Annotated in this window: 14 protein-coding genes and 1 riboswitch; of the genes, 10 read left to right on the top strand and 4 right to left on the bottom strand. The window is 57.2% G+C overall.

What is annotated here, in order from left to right; translation table 11 throughout:
- Positions 1 to 2 precede the first annotated feature (2 nt).
- Complete coding sequence (gene ilvD / locus P8O11_RS09585; RefSeq protein ID WP_300293877.1) at positions 3 to 1,832, top strand: dihydroxy-acid dehydratase; 1,830 nt, start codon at positions 3 to 5, stop codon at positions 1,830 to 1,832.
- Positions 1,833 to 1,935: 103 nt separating this feature from the next.
- On the opposite strand, the gene P8O11_RS09580 is transcribed toward ilvD, so the two are convergent.
- On the bottom strand, positions 1,936 to 2,625 hold the full coding sequence (locus tag P8O11_RS09580) for a GNAT family protein (RefSeq protein ID WP_300293876.1): 690 nt from the start codon (positions 2,623 to 2,625) through the stop codon (positions 1,936 to 1,938).
- The gene (locus P8O11_RS09575) at positions 2,618 to 4,006 is read right to left on the bottom strand and encodes an aminotransferase class III-fold pyridoxal phosphate-dependent enzyme (protein WP_300293875.1); all 1,389 of its coding nucleotides are present in this window, start codon (positions 4,004 to 4,006) and stop codon (positions 2,618 to 2,620) included. The genes P8O11_RS09580 and P8O11_RS09575 overlap by 8 nt, the downstream gene beginning before the upstream one ends.
- 400 nt (positions 4,007 to 4,406) lie before the next feature.
- On the opposite strand from P8O11_RS09575, the gene P8O11_RS09570 reads away from it, so the two are divergent.
- From P8O11_RS09570 to P8O11_RS09555, 4 genes are all read left to right on the top strand, one after another.
- Positions 4,407 to 5,405 (top strand): ABC transporter substrate-binding protein, encoded by a 999-nt coding sequence (locus P8O11_RS09570; protein WP_300293874.1) that lies wholly within the window; start codon positions 4,407 to 4,409, stop codon positions 5,403 to 5,405.
- 123 nt (positions 5,406 to 5,528) lie between these two features.
- The gene (locus tag P8O11_RS09565) at positions 5,529 to 6,338 is read left to right on the top strand and encodes an ABC transporter ATP-binding protein (RefSeq protein ID WP_089886888.1); all 810 of its coding nucleotides are present in this window, start codon (positions 5,529 to 5,531) and stop codon (positions 6,336 to 6,338) included.
- Positions 6,335 to 7,603, top strand: coding sequence for an ABC transporter permease (locus P8O11_RS09560; RefSeq protein WP_300293873.1), 1,269 nt, complete (start codon positions 6,335 to 6,337; stop codon positions 7,601 to 7,603). Before P8O11_RS09565 ends, P8O11_RS09560 begins: the two co-directional genes overlap by 4 nt.
- An 89-nt stretch (positions 7,604 to 7,692) precedes the next feature.
- Positions 7,693 to 8,934, top strand: a complete 1,242-nt coding sequence (locus P8O11_RS09555) for a glycerate kinase (protein WP_300293872.1) — start codon at positions 7,693 to 7,695, stop codon at positions 8,932 to 8,934.
- A gap of 54 nt (positions 8,935 to 8,988) precedes the next feature.
- On the opposite strand, the gene P8O11_RS09550 is transcribed toward P8O11_RS09555, so the two are convergent.
- Positions 8,989 to 9,495, bottom strand: coding sequence for an invasion associated locus B family protein (locus P8O11_RS09550; RefSeq protein WP_300293919.1), 507 nt, complete (start codon positions 9,493 to 9,495; stop codon positions 8,989 to 8,991).
- Between the two features lie 190 nt (positions 9,496 to 9,685).
- Here P8O11_RS09550 and P8O11_RS09545 point away from each other — a divergent pair, with 190 nt between their 5' ends.
- Both P8O11_RS09545 and P8O11_RS09540 read left to right on the top strand, forming a co-directional pair.
- A complete protein-coding gene (locus P8O11_RS09545) occupies positions 9,686 to 10,684 on the top strand; it encodes an asparaginase (protein ID WP_300293871.1) in 999 nt (332 codons plus the stop codon).
- Positions 10,685 to 10,744: 60 nt separating this feature from the next.
- Positions 10,745 to 10,909: riboswitch (FMN riboswitch) on the top strand.
- A gap of 80 nt (positions 10,910 to 10,989) precedes the next feature.
- Entirely contained in the window at positions 10,990 to 11,436 is a 447-nt protein-coding gene (locus tag P8O11_RS09540) for a 6,7-dimethyl-8-ribityllumazine synthase (protein WP_300293870.1), read from the top strand.
- Positions 11,437 to 11,482: 46 nt separating this feature from the next.
- Here P8O11_RS09540 and P8O11_RS09535 read toward each other — a convergent pair whose 3' ends face one another.
- On the bottom strand, positions 11,483 to 12,325 hold the full coding sequence (locus P8O11_RS09535; protein WP_300293869.1) for a TIGR00730 family Rossman fold protein: 843 nt from the start codon (positions 12,323 to 12,325) through the stop codon (positions 11,483 to 11,485).
- A gap of 78 nt (positions 12,326 to 12,403) precedes the next feature.
- On the opposite strand from P8O11_RS09535, the gene P8O11_RS09530 reads away from it, so the two are divergent.
- The 3 genes from P8O11_RS09530 (at position 12,404) to xsc (ending at position 16,746) form a co-directional block, all read left to right on the top strand.
- Entirely contained in the window at positions 12,404 to 13,324 is a 921-nt protein-coding gene (locus tag P8O11_RS09530) for a threonine/serine dehydratase (RefSeq protein WP_300293868.1), read from the top strand.
- A gap of 60 nt (positions 13,325 to 13,384) precedes the next feature.
- The gene (locus tag P8O11_RS09525; RefSeq protein WP_300293867.1) at positions 13,385 to 14,848 is read left to right on the top strand and encodes a PLP-dependent aminotransferase family protein; all 1,464 of its coding nucleotides are present in this window, start codon (positions 13,385 to 13,387) and stop codon (positions 14,846 to 14,848) included.
- Between the two features lie 122 nt (positions 14,849 to 14,970).
- Positions 14,971 to 16,746, top strand: coding sequence for a sulfoacetaldehyde acetyltransferase (gene xsc / locus P8O11_RS09520; protein ID WP_300293866.1), 1,776 nt, complete (start codon positions 14,971 to 14,973; stop codon positions 16,744 to 16,746).
- The last annotated feature ends 66 nt before the right edge of the window (positions 16,747 to 16,812 follow it).

The following is a 16,812-nucleotide window of genomic DNA, read 5'->3' as shown; positions in this document are numbered from 1 at the left end:
TCATGCCAGTTCTACGTTCACGCACCAGCACCCACGGCCGCAACATGGCAGGAGCCCGCGGCCTCTGGCGCGCCACAGGCATGAAAGACGACGATTTCGGCAAGCCCATCGTTGCCATCGTCAACTCCTTCACGCAGTTCGTTCCTGGTCACGTGCACCTCAAAGACTTGGGTCAGCTCGTCGCCCGCGAAGTCGAAAAAGCAGGCGGTGTCGCAAAGGAATTTAACACAATCGCCGTCGATGACGGTATCGCTATGGGCCACGATGGCATGCTCTACTCGCTTCCGAGCCGCGAGATCATTGCCGACAGCACCGAATATATGGTCAACGCCCACTGCGCCGATGCAATGGTCTGTATCTCCAACTGCGATAAGATCACGCCAGGAATGCTGATGGCCGCCATGCGCCTCAATATACCCTGTGTCTTTGTGTCTGGCGGTCCCATGGAAGCAGGCAAGGTTGTCTGGGACGGCGAAGAAAAAGCAATTGATCTGGTTGATGCCATGGTCGCCGCCGCAGATGAAAATATGTCTGACGAACAAGTCGATGCCATCGAGCGCTCCGCCTGCCCAACATGTGGCTCCTGCTCAGGCATGTTCACAGCCAATTCAATGAACTGCCTCACAGAAGCCCTCGGCCTCTCGCTTCCGGGCAATGGCTCCGTGCTGGCAACCCACGCCGATCGTGAAGCGCTCTTCCGCGAAGCGGGTCACCGCGTGGTCGACCTCTGCAAGCGCTTCTACGAGGGCAATGATCACTCCGTCCTGCCGCGCAACATTGCCAGCTTCAAAGCATTTGAAAATGCAATGACCCTCGACATCTCGATGGGCGGCTCGACAAACACCGTGCTACACCTGCTCGCCGCCGCTTACGAAGGTGAAATCGATTTCACCATGCAGGATATCGACAGGCTCAGCCGCAATGTCCCCTGCCTCTGTAAAGTCGCCCCCGCGAAATCCGATGTGCATATGGAAGACGTCCACCGCGCAGGCGGCATCATGGCCATCTTGGGCGAGCTTGACCGCGCAGGGCTCATCCACCGCGATTTGCCCACTGTGCACTCGCCAACGATGGCAGACGCCCTCGCCAAATACGACGTCGCCCAAAGCACAGACGAATCCGTGCACCAGTTCTACCGGGCAGCTCCGGGTGGTGTGCCAACACAAGTCGCCTTCTCGCAAAGCCGCCGCTATCCAGAGCTTGATCTGGACCGCAAAACAGGCGTCATCCGCACCAAAGAACACGCCTTCAGTCAGGATGGCGGCCTCGCCGTCCTCTTCGGCAACCTCGCCGAAGAAGGCTGCATCGTCAAAACAGCAGGTGTTGACGACAGCATTCTCAAGTTCTCTGGCCCCGCCTACGTCTGCGAAAGTCAGGATCAAGCTGTCAGCGACATTCTCACAGGCAAGGTCAAATCAGGTGATGTGGTGATCATCCGCTACGAAGGCCCTCGCGGCGGCCCCGGCATGCAAGAAATGCTCTACCCGACAAGCTACCTCAAATCAAAAGGCCTCGGCGCAGCTTGCGCGCTTCTGACAGATGGTCGCTTCTCGGGCGGCACGTCGGGCCTCTCCATTGGCCACGTCTCTCCAGAAGCGGCCGAAGGCGGCCTCATCGGCCTCGTCGAGCAGGGTGATCTCATCGAAATCGACATCCCTAATCGGACAATCAACCTCGCGGTCGACGATGCAACACTCGCCACACGCCGAACTGCCCAAGATGCCAAAGGCTGGCAACCCGCCGCGCCACGCAAACGCAAGGTCACAACAGCGCTCAAAGCCTACGCTGCCCTCACAACAAGTGCCGCCAAAGGCGCAGTGCGCCAACTCTAAAACAAAACCCTGCTTCTTCTTTTTAAAAATATCCTGGGGGGAGTTTGAGGGGGGCTAGCCCCCCCCTCAATGGATCGGATTTTCGCGAAGCGAAAATTCGACCCTACAAGGCCGTCCGCTGCCGCCCCTGCGCGTCAAAATTCGCAGGCTCCAACCAGCGCTCAAAACGCGCTTTCAAGGCGGGCCACTCGCTGTCCAAAACCGAAAGCCAAGCCGTATCACGGCTGCGCCCCTTGTAGACAACAGCCTGCCGAAACACCCCTTCAAACGTAAATCCAAGTCGCTTCGCCGCCGCAAGCGATGGTGCGTTCAAAGCATCACATTTCCACTCATAGCGCCTGTAACCCAGTGTCTCAAAGACATAGGCCATCATCAGATACATCGCCTCTGTGCTCATGGGCGTGCGCTGCATCAGTGGTGAAAAATGAATGTAACCAACTTCAATCACGCCATTCGCAGGGTCGATCCTGAGATATGTCGCATGGCCGACGGCGCGGCCTTCTGCGTTCAAAACCGTAAAATAAAGTGGGTCTTCGCTCGCCTCAGCTGCGCGTAAAAAGACACCAAGGTCAGCCTCGGCCTCAATCGGCGCGATCGGCAAATACGTCCAGTTTTTCCCTGTCGTATCCGCAGAAAACGCTTCCCAAAGCTCTTTGCCATGCGCCTCGGTATCAAGCGGAACCAAAGAACAAAACCCCCCCTCAAGCCTTACCTTTTCAGGCCTGGGCCTTGGCAGATCGGTTCCAACAGGCCAGCCGATAGGCTGGCCCATCTCATTCATAATATCAGCCAAAGACCTTGCCTAGCGCCTTGCCGACAGTCTCACAAATCTGGTCAATGTCGTCTTCCGTGCTGATCAGCGCAGGCGAGAAACAAAGCGTGTTGTTAAAGCCTGGGATCGAGCGATTGGTCGCCCCGATGATCACACCCATCGCACCGCACTCCGCCACGACCTGCGCCACAAGTTTTTCGTCCATCGGCTCTTTGGTGGCACGGTCGCTCACAAGCTCGGCGCCGCAGAAAAGCCCTAGCCCGCGCACATCACCGATGACTTTGTGGTGCTCAGCAAGCTCCCAGAGGTTGGCAACCATGCGCGCGCCCATCTTAGTGGTGTTCTCCAAGAGGTTTTCATCTTCGATGATACGGAAACACTCCAGCGCTGCCGCAGGGCCCGCAGTGCAGCCTCCGAATGTCGAAATATCGCGGAAATAGTTGAGCGGATCAGTCGTGTCATCTTTGAACATCTCAAAAACACGTTCATTCGTCACACAGCAAGCAATCGCGGCATAGCCAGAGGCCACGCCCTTGGCCATGGTCACAAAATCAGGCTCCACACCATAATGCTGATAGCCGAACCACTCTGTCCCCGTGCGCCCGACGCCGCAAACAACTTCGTCAATGTGCAGCAAGATATCATACTTGCGGCAAAGTTCGCCAATCAGCGGCCAGTAGCCTTCAGGCGCAGGAATAACCCCGCCACCGGCCGTCACTGGTTCAAGGCAAAGTGCGCCGATGGTATCCGCACCCTCAGAGAGGATAACTTCTTCAATCGCTTTTACAGAGGCCGCTGCATAGGCTTCGCCCGTCAGGTCCCACTGCGCACGATACTCCATGCAATGAGGAACCCGCACAAACCCAGGCGCAAACGGTCCGTATTGGGCATTGCGCTCGTCTTGTCCGCCTGCGGACATCGTGGCCAAAGTTGAGCCATGATAGTCGCGTTCACGATAGAGGATTTTATATTTCTTGCCACCATATCGCTTGTGGCTGATCTGGCGCACCATCTTGAAGGCCTTCTCATTGGCCTCAGACCCCGAATTCGTCTGGTAGACGCGGCTCATGCCAGGCATCTTGCTGATCAGTTTTTCAGCAAACAAAGCACCAGGAACAGAGCCCGCAGATCCTGCAAAGTAGGGCAGCTTTATAAGCTGGTCGCGCACAGCGTTGGCGATGCTCTCGCGTCCGTAACCAACATTGACTGTCCAGACCCCACCAGACACGGCATCAAGATACTCTTTGCCATTCTGGTCCCAGACGCGCATCCCCTTGCCTTCTATGATGATACGCGGCTCACCCGTCTCAAACGGCTTGTGCTGAGTCAGATGGTGCCAGACGTGCGCGCGATCCGCGTCAACAATATGGCTGATGTCATTTGCAGAAAGATTGCCGTCCATGGTCTGGAGCCTCCGTTTGGATCGTGCGCGAGGCATAGCTCCGCACAGCGCAGTTTTGATCAAATTCTAGCAGATAGCAAAGCGCTAATTTACCCGAGTCTGATAGGGCCAGTCAGTTTCCTCATATAAGACCAAAATAACACTCAAATACGAGCGCCATCAACATCCAACGCCAGTATTTCCTAGCAAAAACCGCCGCAACACCCCCAAATCCACTTTTCACAAAATCTAAAAACGCAGCCTATTCCCCAAATTAGACATTGATCGGAATCACCATTTGCGCCCTGATGCTAACACAGCGAGGCGCGTGCGTGCCACACGCCCCGCAGAATGCTCAAAAGCCAGACAAACTGGTGAGCTGCGCCTAGTCTGGCGTAAAACCAACAACGGGAGCTACCTCATGAAACTTAAATCAACCCTTATGTCAGCCGTGGCCGCAGCCGCGATGCTCGCAGGCAGCCAAGCCGCCGCGCTTGACGAAATCACAGTCGCATACTTCCAAGAATGGCCAATGCCGTTCCAGCATCACAAAGTTATGGGCGCTTATGACGAAGCCATGGGCGTAAAGGTCAACTGGCGTGCCTTCGGTTCAGGAACAGAGATGAGCGCGGCCATGGCCTCAGGCGATGTGCACCTCTCTGTTAGCCAAGGCGTTCCACCCTTCGTTGTCGCAACATCAGGCGGGCAGGATCTCCAGATCCTCGACGTAGCCGTCAGCTATGCCGACAATGACAACTGCGTCGTTGCTGAAGCGCTCGAAATCGACAAGACAAACGCCGCAGAACTGGCAGGCAAGAAAGTAGCTGTGCCGCTCGGAACAGCCGCACACTACGGCTTCCTCAAGCAAATGAGCCACTTCGGCGTTGATGTCGGCTCCATGGAAGTCGTCAACATGAACCCCCCTGAAGGCTCCGCAGCCATCGCTCAGGGCGCGGTTGATATGTTCTGTGGCTGGGGCGGCTCTCTGCGCCGCGCACTTGAGCACGGCAATGTTCTGCTCACAGGTGACGAAAAAACAGATCTCGGCATTCTTGTGTTTGATGTTACGTCAGCGTCAGCAAGTTTTGTCGCCGAGAACAGCGACCTTGTCGCCAAGTTCCTCAAGGTCACAGCCGATGCAAACGCAATGTGGGCCGATGAAGTCAACCACGCAGCCATGCTTCCAGCTATCGCAAAAGACGCGGGCATGGACGAAAAAGCCACAATGGAAACCATCGCAACCTTCAAGTTTCCGACAGTGGAAGAGCAGCTCAGCAGCGCATGGCTCGGTGGCAACGCCGCAACGTTCATGAAGGGCGTCGCCGATGTCTTCCTTGAAGCCGGAAGCATTGACGCCGCACTCGATACTTATGAGAACGCCGTCAATACAGGGCCCCTCGCGGCTGCAGGCGGTATGTAAAGCAAACTGGCCCGCTGCGTCTTGTTCGCAGCGGGCCACTTCTCGCTTTCTCCTAGCCTTACACTCAAGGCAAAGTTCTGACTAAGACGACACAACAGGGGCTTGAGGCCCCGAAAGGCGAGCATGTCCACTCTCTCCATCGATAAAATCTCCATGCGCTTTGACTTGCCAAACGGCAGCCATGTTCAAGCACTCAAAGACATTTCCCTCGAAATCAAAACAGGCGAACTGATGAGCGTCCTTGGCCCCTCTGGCTGTGGCAAGACAACGCTTCTCAACATCGTCGCCGGATTTCTTGCCCCGACACAAGGCACGATGACGCTCAACAATCATCTGATCACAGGCCCCGATGCCGAGCGCGGCATGGTCTTTCAGCAAGGTGCGCTGTTTGAGTGGATGTCCGTGCGCGAAAACGTAAGTTTCGGGCCCCGCATGAAAGGCCAACGCGAAGCAGAATGGCGCGATAACGTTGACCATTTGCTAGATATTGTTGGCCTGCGCGACTTTAAAGAAAAGTCCGTGTTCGAACTTTCGGGCGGGATGCAGCAGCGTGTCGCCCTCGCCCGTTGTCTCGCAAATGATCCCGATGTGATCCTTATGGATGAACCCTTGGGCGCCCTCGACGCTCTGACGCGCGAAAAGATGCAAGGACTTGTCCTCAAGCTCTGGAAAGAAACTGGCAAAACCATCATCCTGATCACCCACTCGGTCGAAGAAGCACTGCTTCTCGGCGAGCGCCTGCTTGTCCTCGCGCCACGTCCCGGGCGCATTCACCGAGAATACCGCCTTCCATTCGCCGATATGGGCGTTGGCCAAGACCTGCGCGAAGTCAAAAAGCACCCTGAATTTGGTGAAAAGCGCGAAGAAATCCTAAGCATGATCTGGGATATGGAAGAAGAGATCATGGGTAACGCTGCGGAGGCAAGCGCATGATTATTCTCCTCCTCTATACTTCAATTTTCATCGCTGGCTTCTTCCTCGTCCGCTTCGGCGTCAAGCGTTTGATGCAAACTCGCGCTGACTTCACATCGCTCAAAACAGTGACCTTCGGCGACGAAAGTGCCGTGCGTCCTGATCGCTGGGCCAGCGTCATTTCAGTGGTCACAATCTTTCTACTCTGGGGCGCTTTCACAGGGTCCAAATGGGCCCCGATCCACGCCCCTGCGCCCTTCATTGGCGACACCGAGCTGACCTATACACTTGAAGCGCCCGATGGCAGCACAGATGACGCAACGATCACATTACGCGTCCACAAGTTTGGTGAAGACCCTGCTGCACCAGAAGTGGAATTAGGTACTGGCTTTGCCAAGAACGATGCAGAGATTGTCTCAGCTGGGCGCACAAAAACAGTTCTCTTTGACAAGAACGATGATGCCAAACGCCGCGACGGCGCAAAGGTTGTTGCCATCGACGGCCAGCCCATCACAATCGGCCAGAGCGTTTCCTTTGCCGAAGGCAGCGTCTCACTCACAGACAAAGGCGCAATCCAGATCATACCGTCCGGCGGCATGCAAATGGAGCCGATTTGGCTTCCACCGCCCGAAAAAGTCGTCTCGCGGTTCATGGAAATCTCGACAGAAGGCTACCAAGGCTTCAACCTTTGGGAACATTTAGGCTACTCGCTCTTCCGCGTTATCGTCGGCTTTCTGCTCGGCGCAATTGTGGGCATCCCTCTGGGCTACGCTATGGGCCTGTCCAACTGGTTCCGCGGGTGGTTTGATCCGATAGTCGAATTCATGCGCCCCGTGCCTCCGCTCGCACTCATTCCACTGGTCATCATCTGGGCAGGCATCGGAGAGGTCGGCAAGATCATTCTGCTCTTCCTTGCAGCGCTCTGGATCATGGCCATCGCAGCACGCGCAGGCGTGTCAGGCGTCAATATCACCAAAGTACATGCAGCCTACTCCCTTGGCGCATCCAAATTCCAGCTCATGCGCCATGTGATCGTCCCCAACAGCTTGCCCGAAATCTTCACAGGTGCACGGGTCGCAATGGGCGTCTGCTGGGGCACAGTCGTCGCCGCAGAACTTGTCGCCGCAGAGAAAGGCGCAGGTATGATGATCATGGTCGCATCCCGCTTCCAGCTGACTGATATCGTAATCATGGGGATCATCCTGATCGGGATCATCGGCTATGGCATCGATATCCTCATGCGTATTGCAGAGAAGACACTCGTGCCATGGAAAGGCCGCTCCTAAAGGCAATATGAGGCCGCGTGCCAGCATTGCGCGCGGCCCCACCCAAGATATTCCATTGATACTCCCGCGCGCCTCGCTAATCTGCGCCGATGGATACACGCGCGCGAAGTCTGCTGACCTCCCTCTTCGAGGCCGCCATCAAGGCGGCTGATCCGCTTGAGGCCCTCGCCACTCACCTACCAGCGCCACCCAAAGGCCGCACCGTGGTGATTGGGGCAGGCAAAGGGGCTGCCCAAATGGCGGCTGCACTGGAACAGCTCTGGGACGCTCCGCTGACAGGAACAGTTGTGACCCGCTACGGCTTTGGTGCTGAAACCCAACACATAAAGGTACTCGAGGCCTCACACCCCGTCCCCGACGCGGCAGGCCTCACAGCAACAGAGGCACTTCTCACCGAACTCACGCACCTCACCACCGACGATCTCGTTATTGCCCTTGTCTGCGGCGGTGGTTCTTCCCTGCTCGCTGCGCCCGCTGATGGTCTCACATTGGAAGACGAACAAGCGCTGAATCAAACGCTTCTCGCCTCCGGCGCACCCATCGGCGCCATGAACGCGATCCGCAAAATGTTCAGCCGTGTCAAAGGCGGTCGGCTCATCGCCAATACAGCTGCACCTGTCGTCTCGCTCATCGTCTCAGATGTGCCTGGCGATGATCCTGCCCAAGTTGCCTCAGGCCCCACAGTCCCATGCGCCTCAGGCCGCAAAGAAGCCCTCGCTGCCGTGGCACGCTACAACATTGCGCTGCCGCCAAGGCTTGCCGACTATCTCGCCACAGCCCCCGCACCGCCCGCGCCCACAGCCCCCGCTTTTCTCAAAAACGAAGTCCACGTAATCGCCTCTGCCGCTCGGTCTCTCGCTGCCGCCGCAGATATTGCAAAAGCTAAGGGCTGGCTCGTCGATATTCTCGGCGATGACCTTGAGGGCGAAGCCAGCACCCTCGGCGCAGAACACGCGCACCTTGCGGTTGCCGCGCAAGGCCCCCGTCTCATCCTTTCAGGTGGCGAAACGACCGTAACACTCAAAAATAAAGGCCGTGGAGGGCGAAACACTGAATACCTCCTCGCTTTTGCCCTTGGCATCGAAGGCACGGAAGGGATCAATGCGCTGGCGGCTGACACAGACGGCATAGACGGCTCTGAAGACAACGCAGGCGCTTTCGCCACAGGTCAAACCACCGAGGCCATTCGCGCGGCCGAGGTAGAGCCGTCAGAAGCCCTCGCTCAGAACAACGCTTACACAGCCTTCGCCGCTGCAGATGCGCTTTTCCTCACAGGCCCCACAGGGACCAACGTCAACGACTTCCGCGCAATACTGATAGGCTGGCCCTAAAGAAAAAGCGCCGAGCCTTCGCCCAGCGCTTTAGAACTCTCGTTCTTGACAACCTTAGTTGCAGCGCTTCTCCGCATCTTCCACTGCCGCGGTAAAGCCCGACAGCGAGAACGTGTCTTTGGTCAGTGTGCCACGTCCCGAACGGGCCGACAAAATCGCGTTTGTTCCACGCTTCAGTGCCGTGACAATCTTCGCATCATCCGCAGCAGACGCCGCCCAAGCCCATTCCCCATCGGTGAATAGCTCAAAACTCGCGCCATCAATTGCAAGGTTCACAGTCGAACCAGACGCAAAAGGATACCCGCCCGTAAAGGCCAGCTGACCCGTCACATTGGCTGCAGGGCGGAAAAACGTCATCAAAAGGATATCTCCACGGCGCACAGCAACCACGCGCCCGTCTTTTGAATTTACCGTCTCCTTGGGCGAACTGACCGCCCAACACTCTTTAGGGTTCGCATCTTCAAACACAGCCCAAGCCGTTTTTGTTGCAACCTGGTTGGTGCTTGTTTCTTGAGCATAAACGCCTGTTGTCCCAGCAAAAAAACATGCGGCACAAGCCATAGTTTGCGCAAATCGTAATACCATATTGTCCAGCCTCCAGCTGTCCGTTGCCTCAATTCCGTTTGACCCGCGGCTTTTGCCAATTTTTAAATCGGGCCGATTTCCACTCGACATTGCTACATTAGCCTGAAAACTGCCACACACGAAAGAGGAATTGGCGGAAACTTGCACACGTTTTTGGGAGAATGACATGAACGCACCTGTATCAATGGCCGAAATTTGGCGTGGACCTTTCTTGGAAAGCATTCACATGGGCCATGCTGTCGTTTGCGGCGAAGGCGGCGAGATCATTGAAAGCTGGGGCGATCCCTCCGCAATCGTGCTGCCGCGCTCTTCTTCGAAGATGCTCCAAGCTATGCCCCTTGTTGAAAGCGGCGCCGCCGATGCCTTTGGCCTCACAGGCGAACAGCTCGCGCTTTCCTGCGCGTCCCACCAAGGCGCGCCCATGCACACAGACCGCGTCCAAAGCTGGCTCAAAGACCTGGGCCTTTCCGATGACGATCTCAACTGCGGCCCACAAACGCCCCGTGACGAGGCCGACCTCATATTGATGCACAAAACCGATAGCTCACCCTGCCGCTATCACAATAACTGCTCGGGAAAACACGCAGGTTTCCTTACCCTCAGCCAACATCTTGGCAGCAAAGACCCGATCTATGTCGACCCGTCCCACGCTGTGCAAAAAGCCTGCCTCGCCGCTTTCGAAGATCTCACCGAAGAAACAAGCCCTGGATATGGCATAGATGGCTGCTCTGCGCCCAACTACGCCGCCAGCCTTCACGGCATCGCCCGTGCCATGGCATTTTTCGCCAGCGCAACCGATGGTGGCAACACCCGTCAAAAAGCCGCCGCCCGCCTCCGCGACGCGATGCGCACCTACCCGGAACTGGTCGCAGGCAATGGTCGCGCCTGCACAGAACTCATGCATGCAATGCATGGCCGCGTAACTCTCAAAACGGGCGCAGAAGCTTTCTTCATAGCAATTGTTCCCGAAAAGAAAATCGGCGTCGCACTCAAGATCGTTGACGGCTCCATACGCGGCGCCGAATGCGCCATCGCGGCCATACTCGTGCGCTTAGGTGTACTAGAGCCAAATCACCCAGCGACATTGAAGCGCCTGAACGCCCCGATCCTCAACTTCGCAGGGCAACACACAGGTGAGATCAGGGCAGGCTTGGCGTTTCAATAACCTGCCCACACCTTTTACTTCAAATATCCTTTTCACCCCTCTCAATCTATGCCACGTTCGCGGCGTTCTCAGGGCGGGGTGTAATTCCCCACCGGCGGTAAGCCCGCGATGAAAGTCAAAGGTAAGCCCGCGAGCGCTTCGTGCCTTGTTCGCAAGGCACTTGGGTCAGCAGATCTGGTGCAATTCCAGAGCCGACGGTCATAGTCCGGATGGGAGAGAGCAGCAGAGTGATGTGGGTTTGCCCGCAGAGCTGTGTTGTCCCTTTTTAGCTCTGGGCACGTGTCTGAAGTCAAAAGGAGAAACACATGACACCTCAACAGACAGTGCCCCGCTACGCCTTCATCAAGGCAGGCTGGCACGCAGATATAGTGAATCGCGCACTTGATGGTTTCACACAGATCATCCCGCCAGAGCGCGTTGATGTCTTTGATGTTCCAGGCGCGTTCGAAATGCCGCTCATGGCCCGCGACCTCGCCACCACGGGAAGCTACGTCGCCATTGCCGCTGCAGCGCTTGTCGTCGACGGCGGAATTTACCGCCACGATTTCGTTGCGCAGGCTGTCGTTGATGGTCTTATGCGTGTGGGCCTTGACACGGGCGTGCCCATTCTCAGCGTTTCACTCACGCCGCATCAGTTTCAAGACACCGATCACCACATCGCAATTTATGCCGAGCACTTTGTACAAAAAGGCCGCGAAGCTGCACAAGCCGCGCTGATGATCAGCAAGACCCGCGAAAGCCTCACAGCTTGAGTGCCCGAGAAGGGTCGCACAAACAGCGGCCCTTCTCTCAAAAGGTTTAGCGCCCCGGAATATCCTCGCGCGCACTCGCAGGCGCCCAATTTTCGATGATTTTCATAGCCTCTTCTGCCGTATCCACAAATCGGAACAGATCCAAATCCTCTGGCGAGATCGTCCCCGCCTCTGCGAGCGCGTCCCAGTTTAATATGCTCTGCCAGAAATCGCGCCCAAAGAGCAGAAACGGAATTCGCTTCATCCGACCTGTCTGAATAAGCGTGAGGCTTTCAAACATCTCATCGAGCGTACCAAAGCCCCCCGGAAACACACAAACCGCATTTGCACGCATCAGGAAATGCATCTTGCGAATGGCAAAATAATGGAAGTTAAAGCAAAGCCCCGGCGTGACATATTCATTTGGCGCTTGTTCATGCGGCAGCACGATATTGAGCCCGATAGAGTGGCCTCCAGCGTCCACAGCGCCACGGTTCCCCGCTTCCATGACCCCCGGTCCACCGCCCGTCACGATCACATTTTCGCGCCCGTAGCTTTCCATCGACTTTGCCGTCATCAGCCGCGCAAATGTGCGCGCCTCGTCATAAAAGCGGCTGAGGTCCGCAAGCGTTTTGGTTCGTGCAGAGCCCTTCTTGTCTGGCTCGGGAATCCGCGCGCCACCGAACAAAACGATCGTGCTTTCAATGCCCTTCTCATTCAAAATCATCTCTGGTTTGAGAAGTTCAAGCTGCAGCCGCACAGGGCGCAGCTCGTCACGACACATAAAATCCTCATCCGCAAACGCCAGCCTATATGCTGGCGCGCGGGTCTGTGGCGTGTCGGAAATCTGTTCGGCTGTGTCTCGGTCTGTGTGGGCGTCCCGAAACGGGCTCATGCGCTCTTCATTCATATACTCATTCCCTACTTGCACCTATGCCCAAGACCTATAGGCTCCGCGCCTTAAAGGCCAGTTACGGAGACGTGATCAATGTCATGGAAAGCCCAAATCAGCGCCGCCGCTACGCGCATCGCGCCCTATGTTCAGCGCACGCCTGTCATGCTCACCGAAGGTTTCGGTCTATCATACAGCATCGAAATGAAGCTCGAACAGCTCCAGCACACTGGTACATTCAAAGCACGCGGTGCATTTAATACCCTTCTCTCTGGCCCCGTTCCACAAGCGGGCATCGTTGCAGCATCTGGTGGAAATCACGGCGCAGCCGTGGCCTTCGCCGCACAAAAGCTCGGCCACAGCGCACATATCTTTGTGCCCGAAATGGCAGGGCCTTCAAAAATCGCGCTCATCGAGCGAACTGGCGCGCAGCTTACTGTGGTCAAGGGTGAATACGCCAACGCCGCAGACGCCGCTGCCGAGTATGAGGCCGCATCAGGTGCGATGCAAATTCACGCTTATGATGCGCCTGCAACTGTCGCAGGCCAAGGCACCTGCCTCGCCGAGTGGGACGAACAAGGTCTTCAAGCTGACACGGTGCTCATAGCTGTCGGCGGCGGCGGCTTGATCGGCGGAGCGCTTGGCTGGCTTGCAGGCGCGCGCAAAGTAGTGGCAGTCGAACCTGTCACCTCTTGTGCCCTCAATGCGGCGCTGGCCACGGGTATGCCCTGTGATGTGCAGGTCTCGGGCGTCGCAGCCAACGCACTCGGCGCACGAAAAATTGGCCAAATCTGCTATGATCTCGCGACAGAGCACAGCTGCGAAAGCGTGCTTGTCACTGATGAAGCCATCACCGCCGCACAAAAAGCGCTCTGGCAGGAGCGCCGCCTGCTGGTCGAGCCAGCGGGCGCAGCCGCCCTCGCTGCGCTCACGAGCGGAGCCTATACGCCTGCCAAAAGCGAGCGAGTCGCAGTGCTGCTCTGTGGCGCAAACATCGCCCCCGACCCTCTCGCCTAAATATGCAGTTGATGTAAGTCCAGATTGCCAAGCACTTCAGTCCAGCCTAAGCTACCTCGCATGGCCATTTCGGTAGAAACCTTCTTTCTTAATCCAGACGCGCAAGGCACGCTGCAAGCCCAGATTCAACAGATGGTCGCAGAGGGTATCCTCTCGGGCCGTTTGCGTCAGGGTGAGAAGCTCCCCTCGACGCGCAAACTGGCACAGCATTTGCGCGTCTCGCGCATAACGGTCACGCTGGCCTACACAGAGCTTCTGGCCAATGACTACCTCAGCTCCAAGGGCAGATCAGGCTATTTTGTATCCGACAATGCCCCCGAACCGCTCAGCTTCCCGCCCCGTCCGGAGGCCGAAGAGGCGCTCGACTGGTCTCGTGCCATCGGCCAACGCTTTTCGGGCGGCACGCCTCACACAAAGCCACGTGACTGGGCACGCTTTCGCTACCCTTTCATCTACGGTCAGACCGATCCAACACTCTTTGATCACGCCAACTGGCGGCTCTGCGCCCTTCAGGCTTTAGGCCAAAAAGACTTCGAGCCCCTGACATCGGACTACTATGATCAGGACGATCCCGAGCTGATCGAGTTCATAGCCCGTCACACCCTACCGCGCCGAGGCATCCTTGCGGAACCAGAAGAAATCCTCGTCACGATGGGCGCACAAAATGCGCTCTGGCTGGCCACACAAGTCCTGCTCACCCAGCGTCGTACAGCAGCTTTTGAAGAGCCCTGCTACCCTTCTCTGCGCACGATCCTCAATCAGTCCCGCTGTCACCTCGCCCCTGTAGGCGTTGACGGTGAAGGCCTCATTCATCAAGATATTCCGCCCGAAACAGATGTTATCTTCGCCACCCCAAGCCACCAGTGCCCAACCACAGCAACCATGCCTCTCGCCCGCCGCAGCGCGCTTCTGAACAAGGCTCGTGAGATCAATGCCGTGATCGTCGAGGACGACTATGAATTTGAAATGTCCTTTGCGGGCGCGCCGTCACCTGCATTAAAATCGCTCGATGGCGATGGCCGTGTCGTCTATGTGGGCAGCTTCTCCAAATCGCTTTTTCCCGGCCTGCGTTTGGGCTATCTCGTCGGCTCGCGCCCGTTTATCCGCGAGGCCCGCGCCCTGCGCGCTTCTGTCCTGCGCCATGTTCCAGGGCACATCCAGCGCACTGCCGCCTACTTCCTCCGCCTCGGCCATTACGACGCCCTGATCCGCCGTATGTCAGGCGTTTTGTCTGAGCGACGCAGCGTCATGAGCGAAGCCATGGACCTGCATGGCCTGGAACTGGCAGGTCAAAGCGGCACAGGCGGATCTGCCTTCTGGATGCGCGCCCCCGAAGGCGTGAACACAACAGAGCTTGCCGCGCAACTCCAGACACGCTCCGTCCTGATCGAACCAGGCGCGCCATTCTTCGAAAGCGGCAGCGCGCCGCAAAATTACTATCGCTTGGGCTATAGCTCGATCCCCGCCTCCAAAATCCCAGAAGGCGTCCGCATCATCGGCGAGGCATTGCGAAACTGGCCCTAAGCGCGCCCCAAGGCTGGCCCTAACCCGATGGCTCCCACACCCGTAATTTCAATCTCAATCATCAGGCCGCTTCCGCTGTCTGATTCTCGCTCAATCCCGCGATCCTTTCGGAGAAAACGCAAATGAAAATGACGACAGAAGAAGCCTTCGTAAAGGTCCTCCAGCGCCACGGTATCGAACACGCCTTTGGTATTATTGGCTCGGCCATGATGCCGATCTCCGATCTCTTCCCAAAAGCAGGCATCACATTCTGGGACTGCGCCCATGAAGGCTCGGCTGGCATGATGAGCGACGGCTACACCCGCGCCACCGGCAAAATGTCGATGATGATTGCCCAAAACGGCCCTGGCATCACAAACTTCGTCACCGCTGTCAAAACAGCCTACTGGAACCATACCCCCCTTCTCCTCGTCACGCCTCAGGCCGCCAACAAGACCATTGGCCAAGGTGGTTTTCAAGAAGTCGAGCAGATGAAACTCTTTGAAGATATGGTCGCCTATCAAGAAGAAGTCCGCGATGCCTCCCGCGTCGTCGAAGTGCTCACACGTGTGATAGCGCAGGCCAAGCGCCTCTCGGGCCCCGCCCAGCTCAACATTCCACGTGACTTCTGGACACAAGTGATTGACGTGGAAATCGCAGATCCAATCGAATTTGAGCGCTCACCAGGCGGTACAAACTCTGTTGCAGAAGCCGCCGCGCTCCTCAGCACCGCCAAGAACCCAGTGATCCTCAACGGCGCAGGCGTCGTCCTATCCGCAGGTGGTATCGCAGCCAGCCAAGCTCTCGCCGAGCGCCTCGATGCGCCTGTATGTGTTGGCTATCAGCACAATGACGCTTTCCCTGGCAGCCACCCGCTCTTCGCCGGCCCTTTGGGCTACAACGGCTCCAAAGCAGGCATGGAGCTGATCAAAGAGGCCGATGTGGTCCTCTGCCTTGGCACCCGCCTCAACCCGTTCTCCACCCTGCCGGGCTACGGGATGGAATACTGGCCCGCTAACGCCAAAATCATTCAGGTCGATATTAACCCCGACCGCATTGGCCTCACAAAGAAAGTCACAGTGGGCATCGTCGGTGACGCGGCCATGGTTGCAGATGGCATCCTCGGCCAGCTCTCAGGGACAGCAGGCGACGAAGGCCGCGACGCGCGCAAAGCCCGCATAGCCGAGACCAAATCCCGCTGGGCGCAGCAGCTCTCCAGCATGGATCACGAAGACGACGACGAAGGTACCGACTGGAACAAGCGCGCACGCTCTGACAAGCCTGACTGGATGAGCCCCCGCATGGCTTGGCGTGCAATTCAGTCTGCCCTGCCAGCAGATGCTATCATCAGCTCCGATATCGGCAACAACTGCGCGATCGGCAACGCATACCCAAGCTTCAACGAGGGTCGCAAGTATCTCGCGCCTGGTCTCTTCGGTCCCTGCGGCTACGGCCTCCCCGCAGTCGTCGGCGCCAAAATTGGCTGCCCCGATGTGCCTGTCGTCGGCTTTTCAGGCGATGGCGCTTTCGGCATCGCGGTGAACGAGCTTACAGCCATTGGCCGTGGCGAGTGGCCTGCGGTAACGCAAGTTGTCTTCCGCAACTACCAGTGGGGCGCAGAAAAGAGAAACTCGACACTCTGGTTTGACGACAACTTTGTCGGCACAGAACTGGACACTCAAGTGAGCTATGCCGGCATCGCCACAGCCTGTGGCCTCAAAGGTGTTGTCGCGCGGACAATGGACGAGCTGACAGCCGCGCTCGCCCAAGCCTGTGCAGATCAGAAAAATGGTATCACAACCCTGATTGAAGCGATGATCAACCAAGAGCTCGGCGAGCCCTTCCGCCGCGACGCTATGAAAAAACCAGTCGCCGTTGCAGGTATTTCTGCCGCGGATATGGTGCCTCAGAAGGCCTAATGCGGTGGCAACTGCCACAGGTTTGTGATGTGCTCGCCCCATACTGGCGGCGAGCACATCACAAGA

The sequence above is a fragment of the Lentibacter sp. genome, assembly GCF_029254145.1.
Lineage (GTDB): Bacteria > Pseudomonadota > Alphaproteobacteria > Rhodobacterales > Rhodobacteraceae > Lentibacter.
Note: the sequence above shows the minus strand (reverse complement) of the source record. Positions and strands in the feature narration are given on the sequence as shown.

Coding starts and splice junctions, on each gene's coding strand:
- ilvD (WP_300293877.1), top strand. CDS start 3: ATGCCAGTTCTACGTTCACGCACCAGCACCCACGGCCGCAACATGGCA.
- P8O11_RS09575 (WP_300293875.1), bottom strand. CDS start 4,006: ATGGACGGCAATCTTTCTGCAAATGACATCAGCCATATTGTTGACGCG.
- P8O11_RS09570 (WP_300293874.1), top strand. CDS start 4,407: ATGAAACTTAAATCAACCCTTATGTCAGCCGTGGCCGCAGCCGCGATG.
- P8O11_RS09565 (WP_089886888.1), top strand. CDS start 5,529: ATGTCCACTCTCTCCATCGATAAAATCTCCATGCGCTTTGACTTGCCA.
- P8O11_RS09560 (WP_300293873.1), top strand. CDS start 6,335: ATGATTATTCTCCTCCTCTATACTTCAATTTTCATCGCTGGCTTCTTC.
- P8O11_RS09555 (WP_300293872.1), top strand. CDS start 7,693: ATGGATACACGCGCGCGAAGTCTGCTGACCTCCCTCTTCGAGGCCGCC.
- P8O11_RS09550 (WP_300293919.1), bottom strand. CDS start 9,495: ATGGCTTGTGCCGCATGTTTTTTTGCTGGGACAACAGGCGTTTATGCT.
- P8O11_RS09545 (WP_300293871.1), top strand. CDS start 9,686: ATGAACGCACCTGTATCAATGGCCGAAATTTGGCGTGGACCTTTCTTG.
- P8O11_RS09540 (WP_300293870.1), top strand. CDS start 10,990: ATGACACCTCAACAGACAGTGCCCCGCTACGCCTTCATCAAGGCAGGC.
- P8O11_RS09535 (WP_300293869.1), bottom strand. CDS start 12,325: ATGAATGAAGAGCGCATGAGCCCGTTTCGGGACGCCCACACAGACCGA.
- P8O11_RS09530 (WP_300293868.1), top strand. CDS start 12,404: ATGTCATGGAAAGCCCAAATCAGCGCCGCCGCTACGCGCATCGCGCCC.
- P8O11_RS09525 (WP_300293867.1), top strand. CDS start 13,385: ATGGCCATTTCGGTAGAAACCTTCTTTCTTAATCCAGACGCGCAAGGC.
- xsc (WP_300293866.1), top strand. CDS start 14,971: ATGAAAATGACGACAGAAGAAGCCTTCGTAAAGGTCCTCCAGCGCCAC.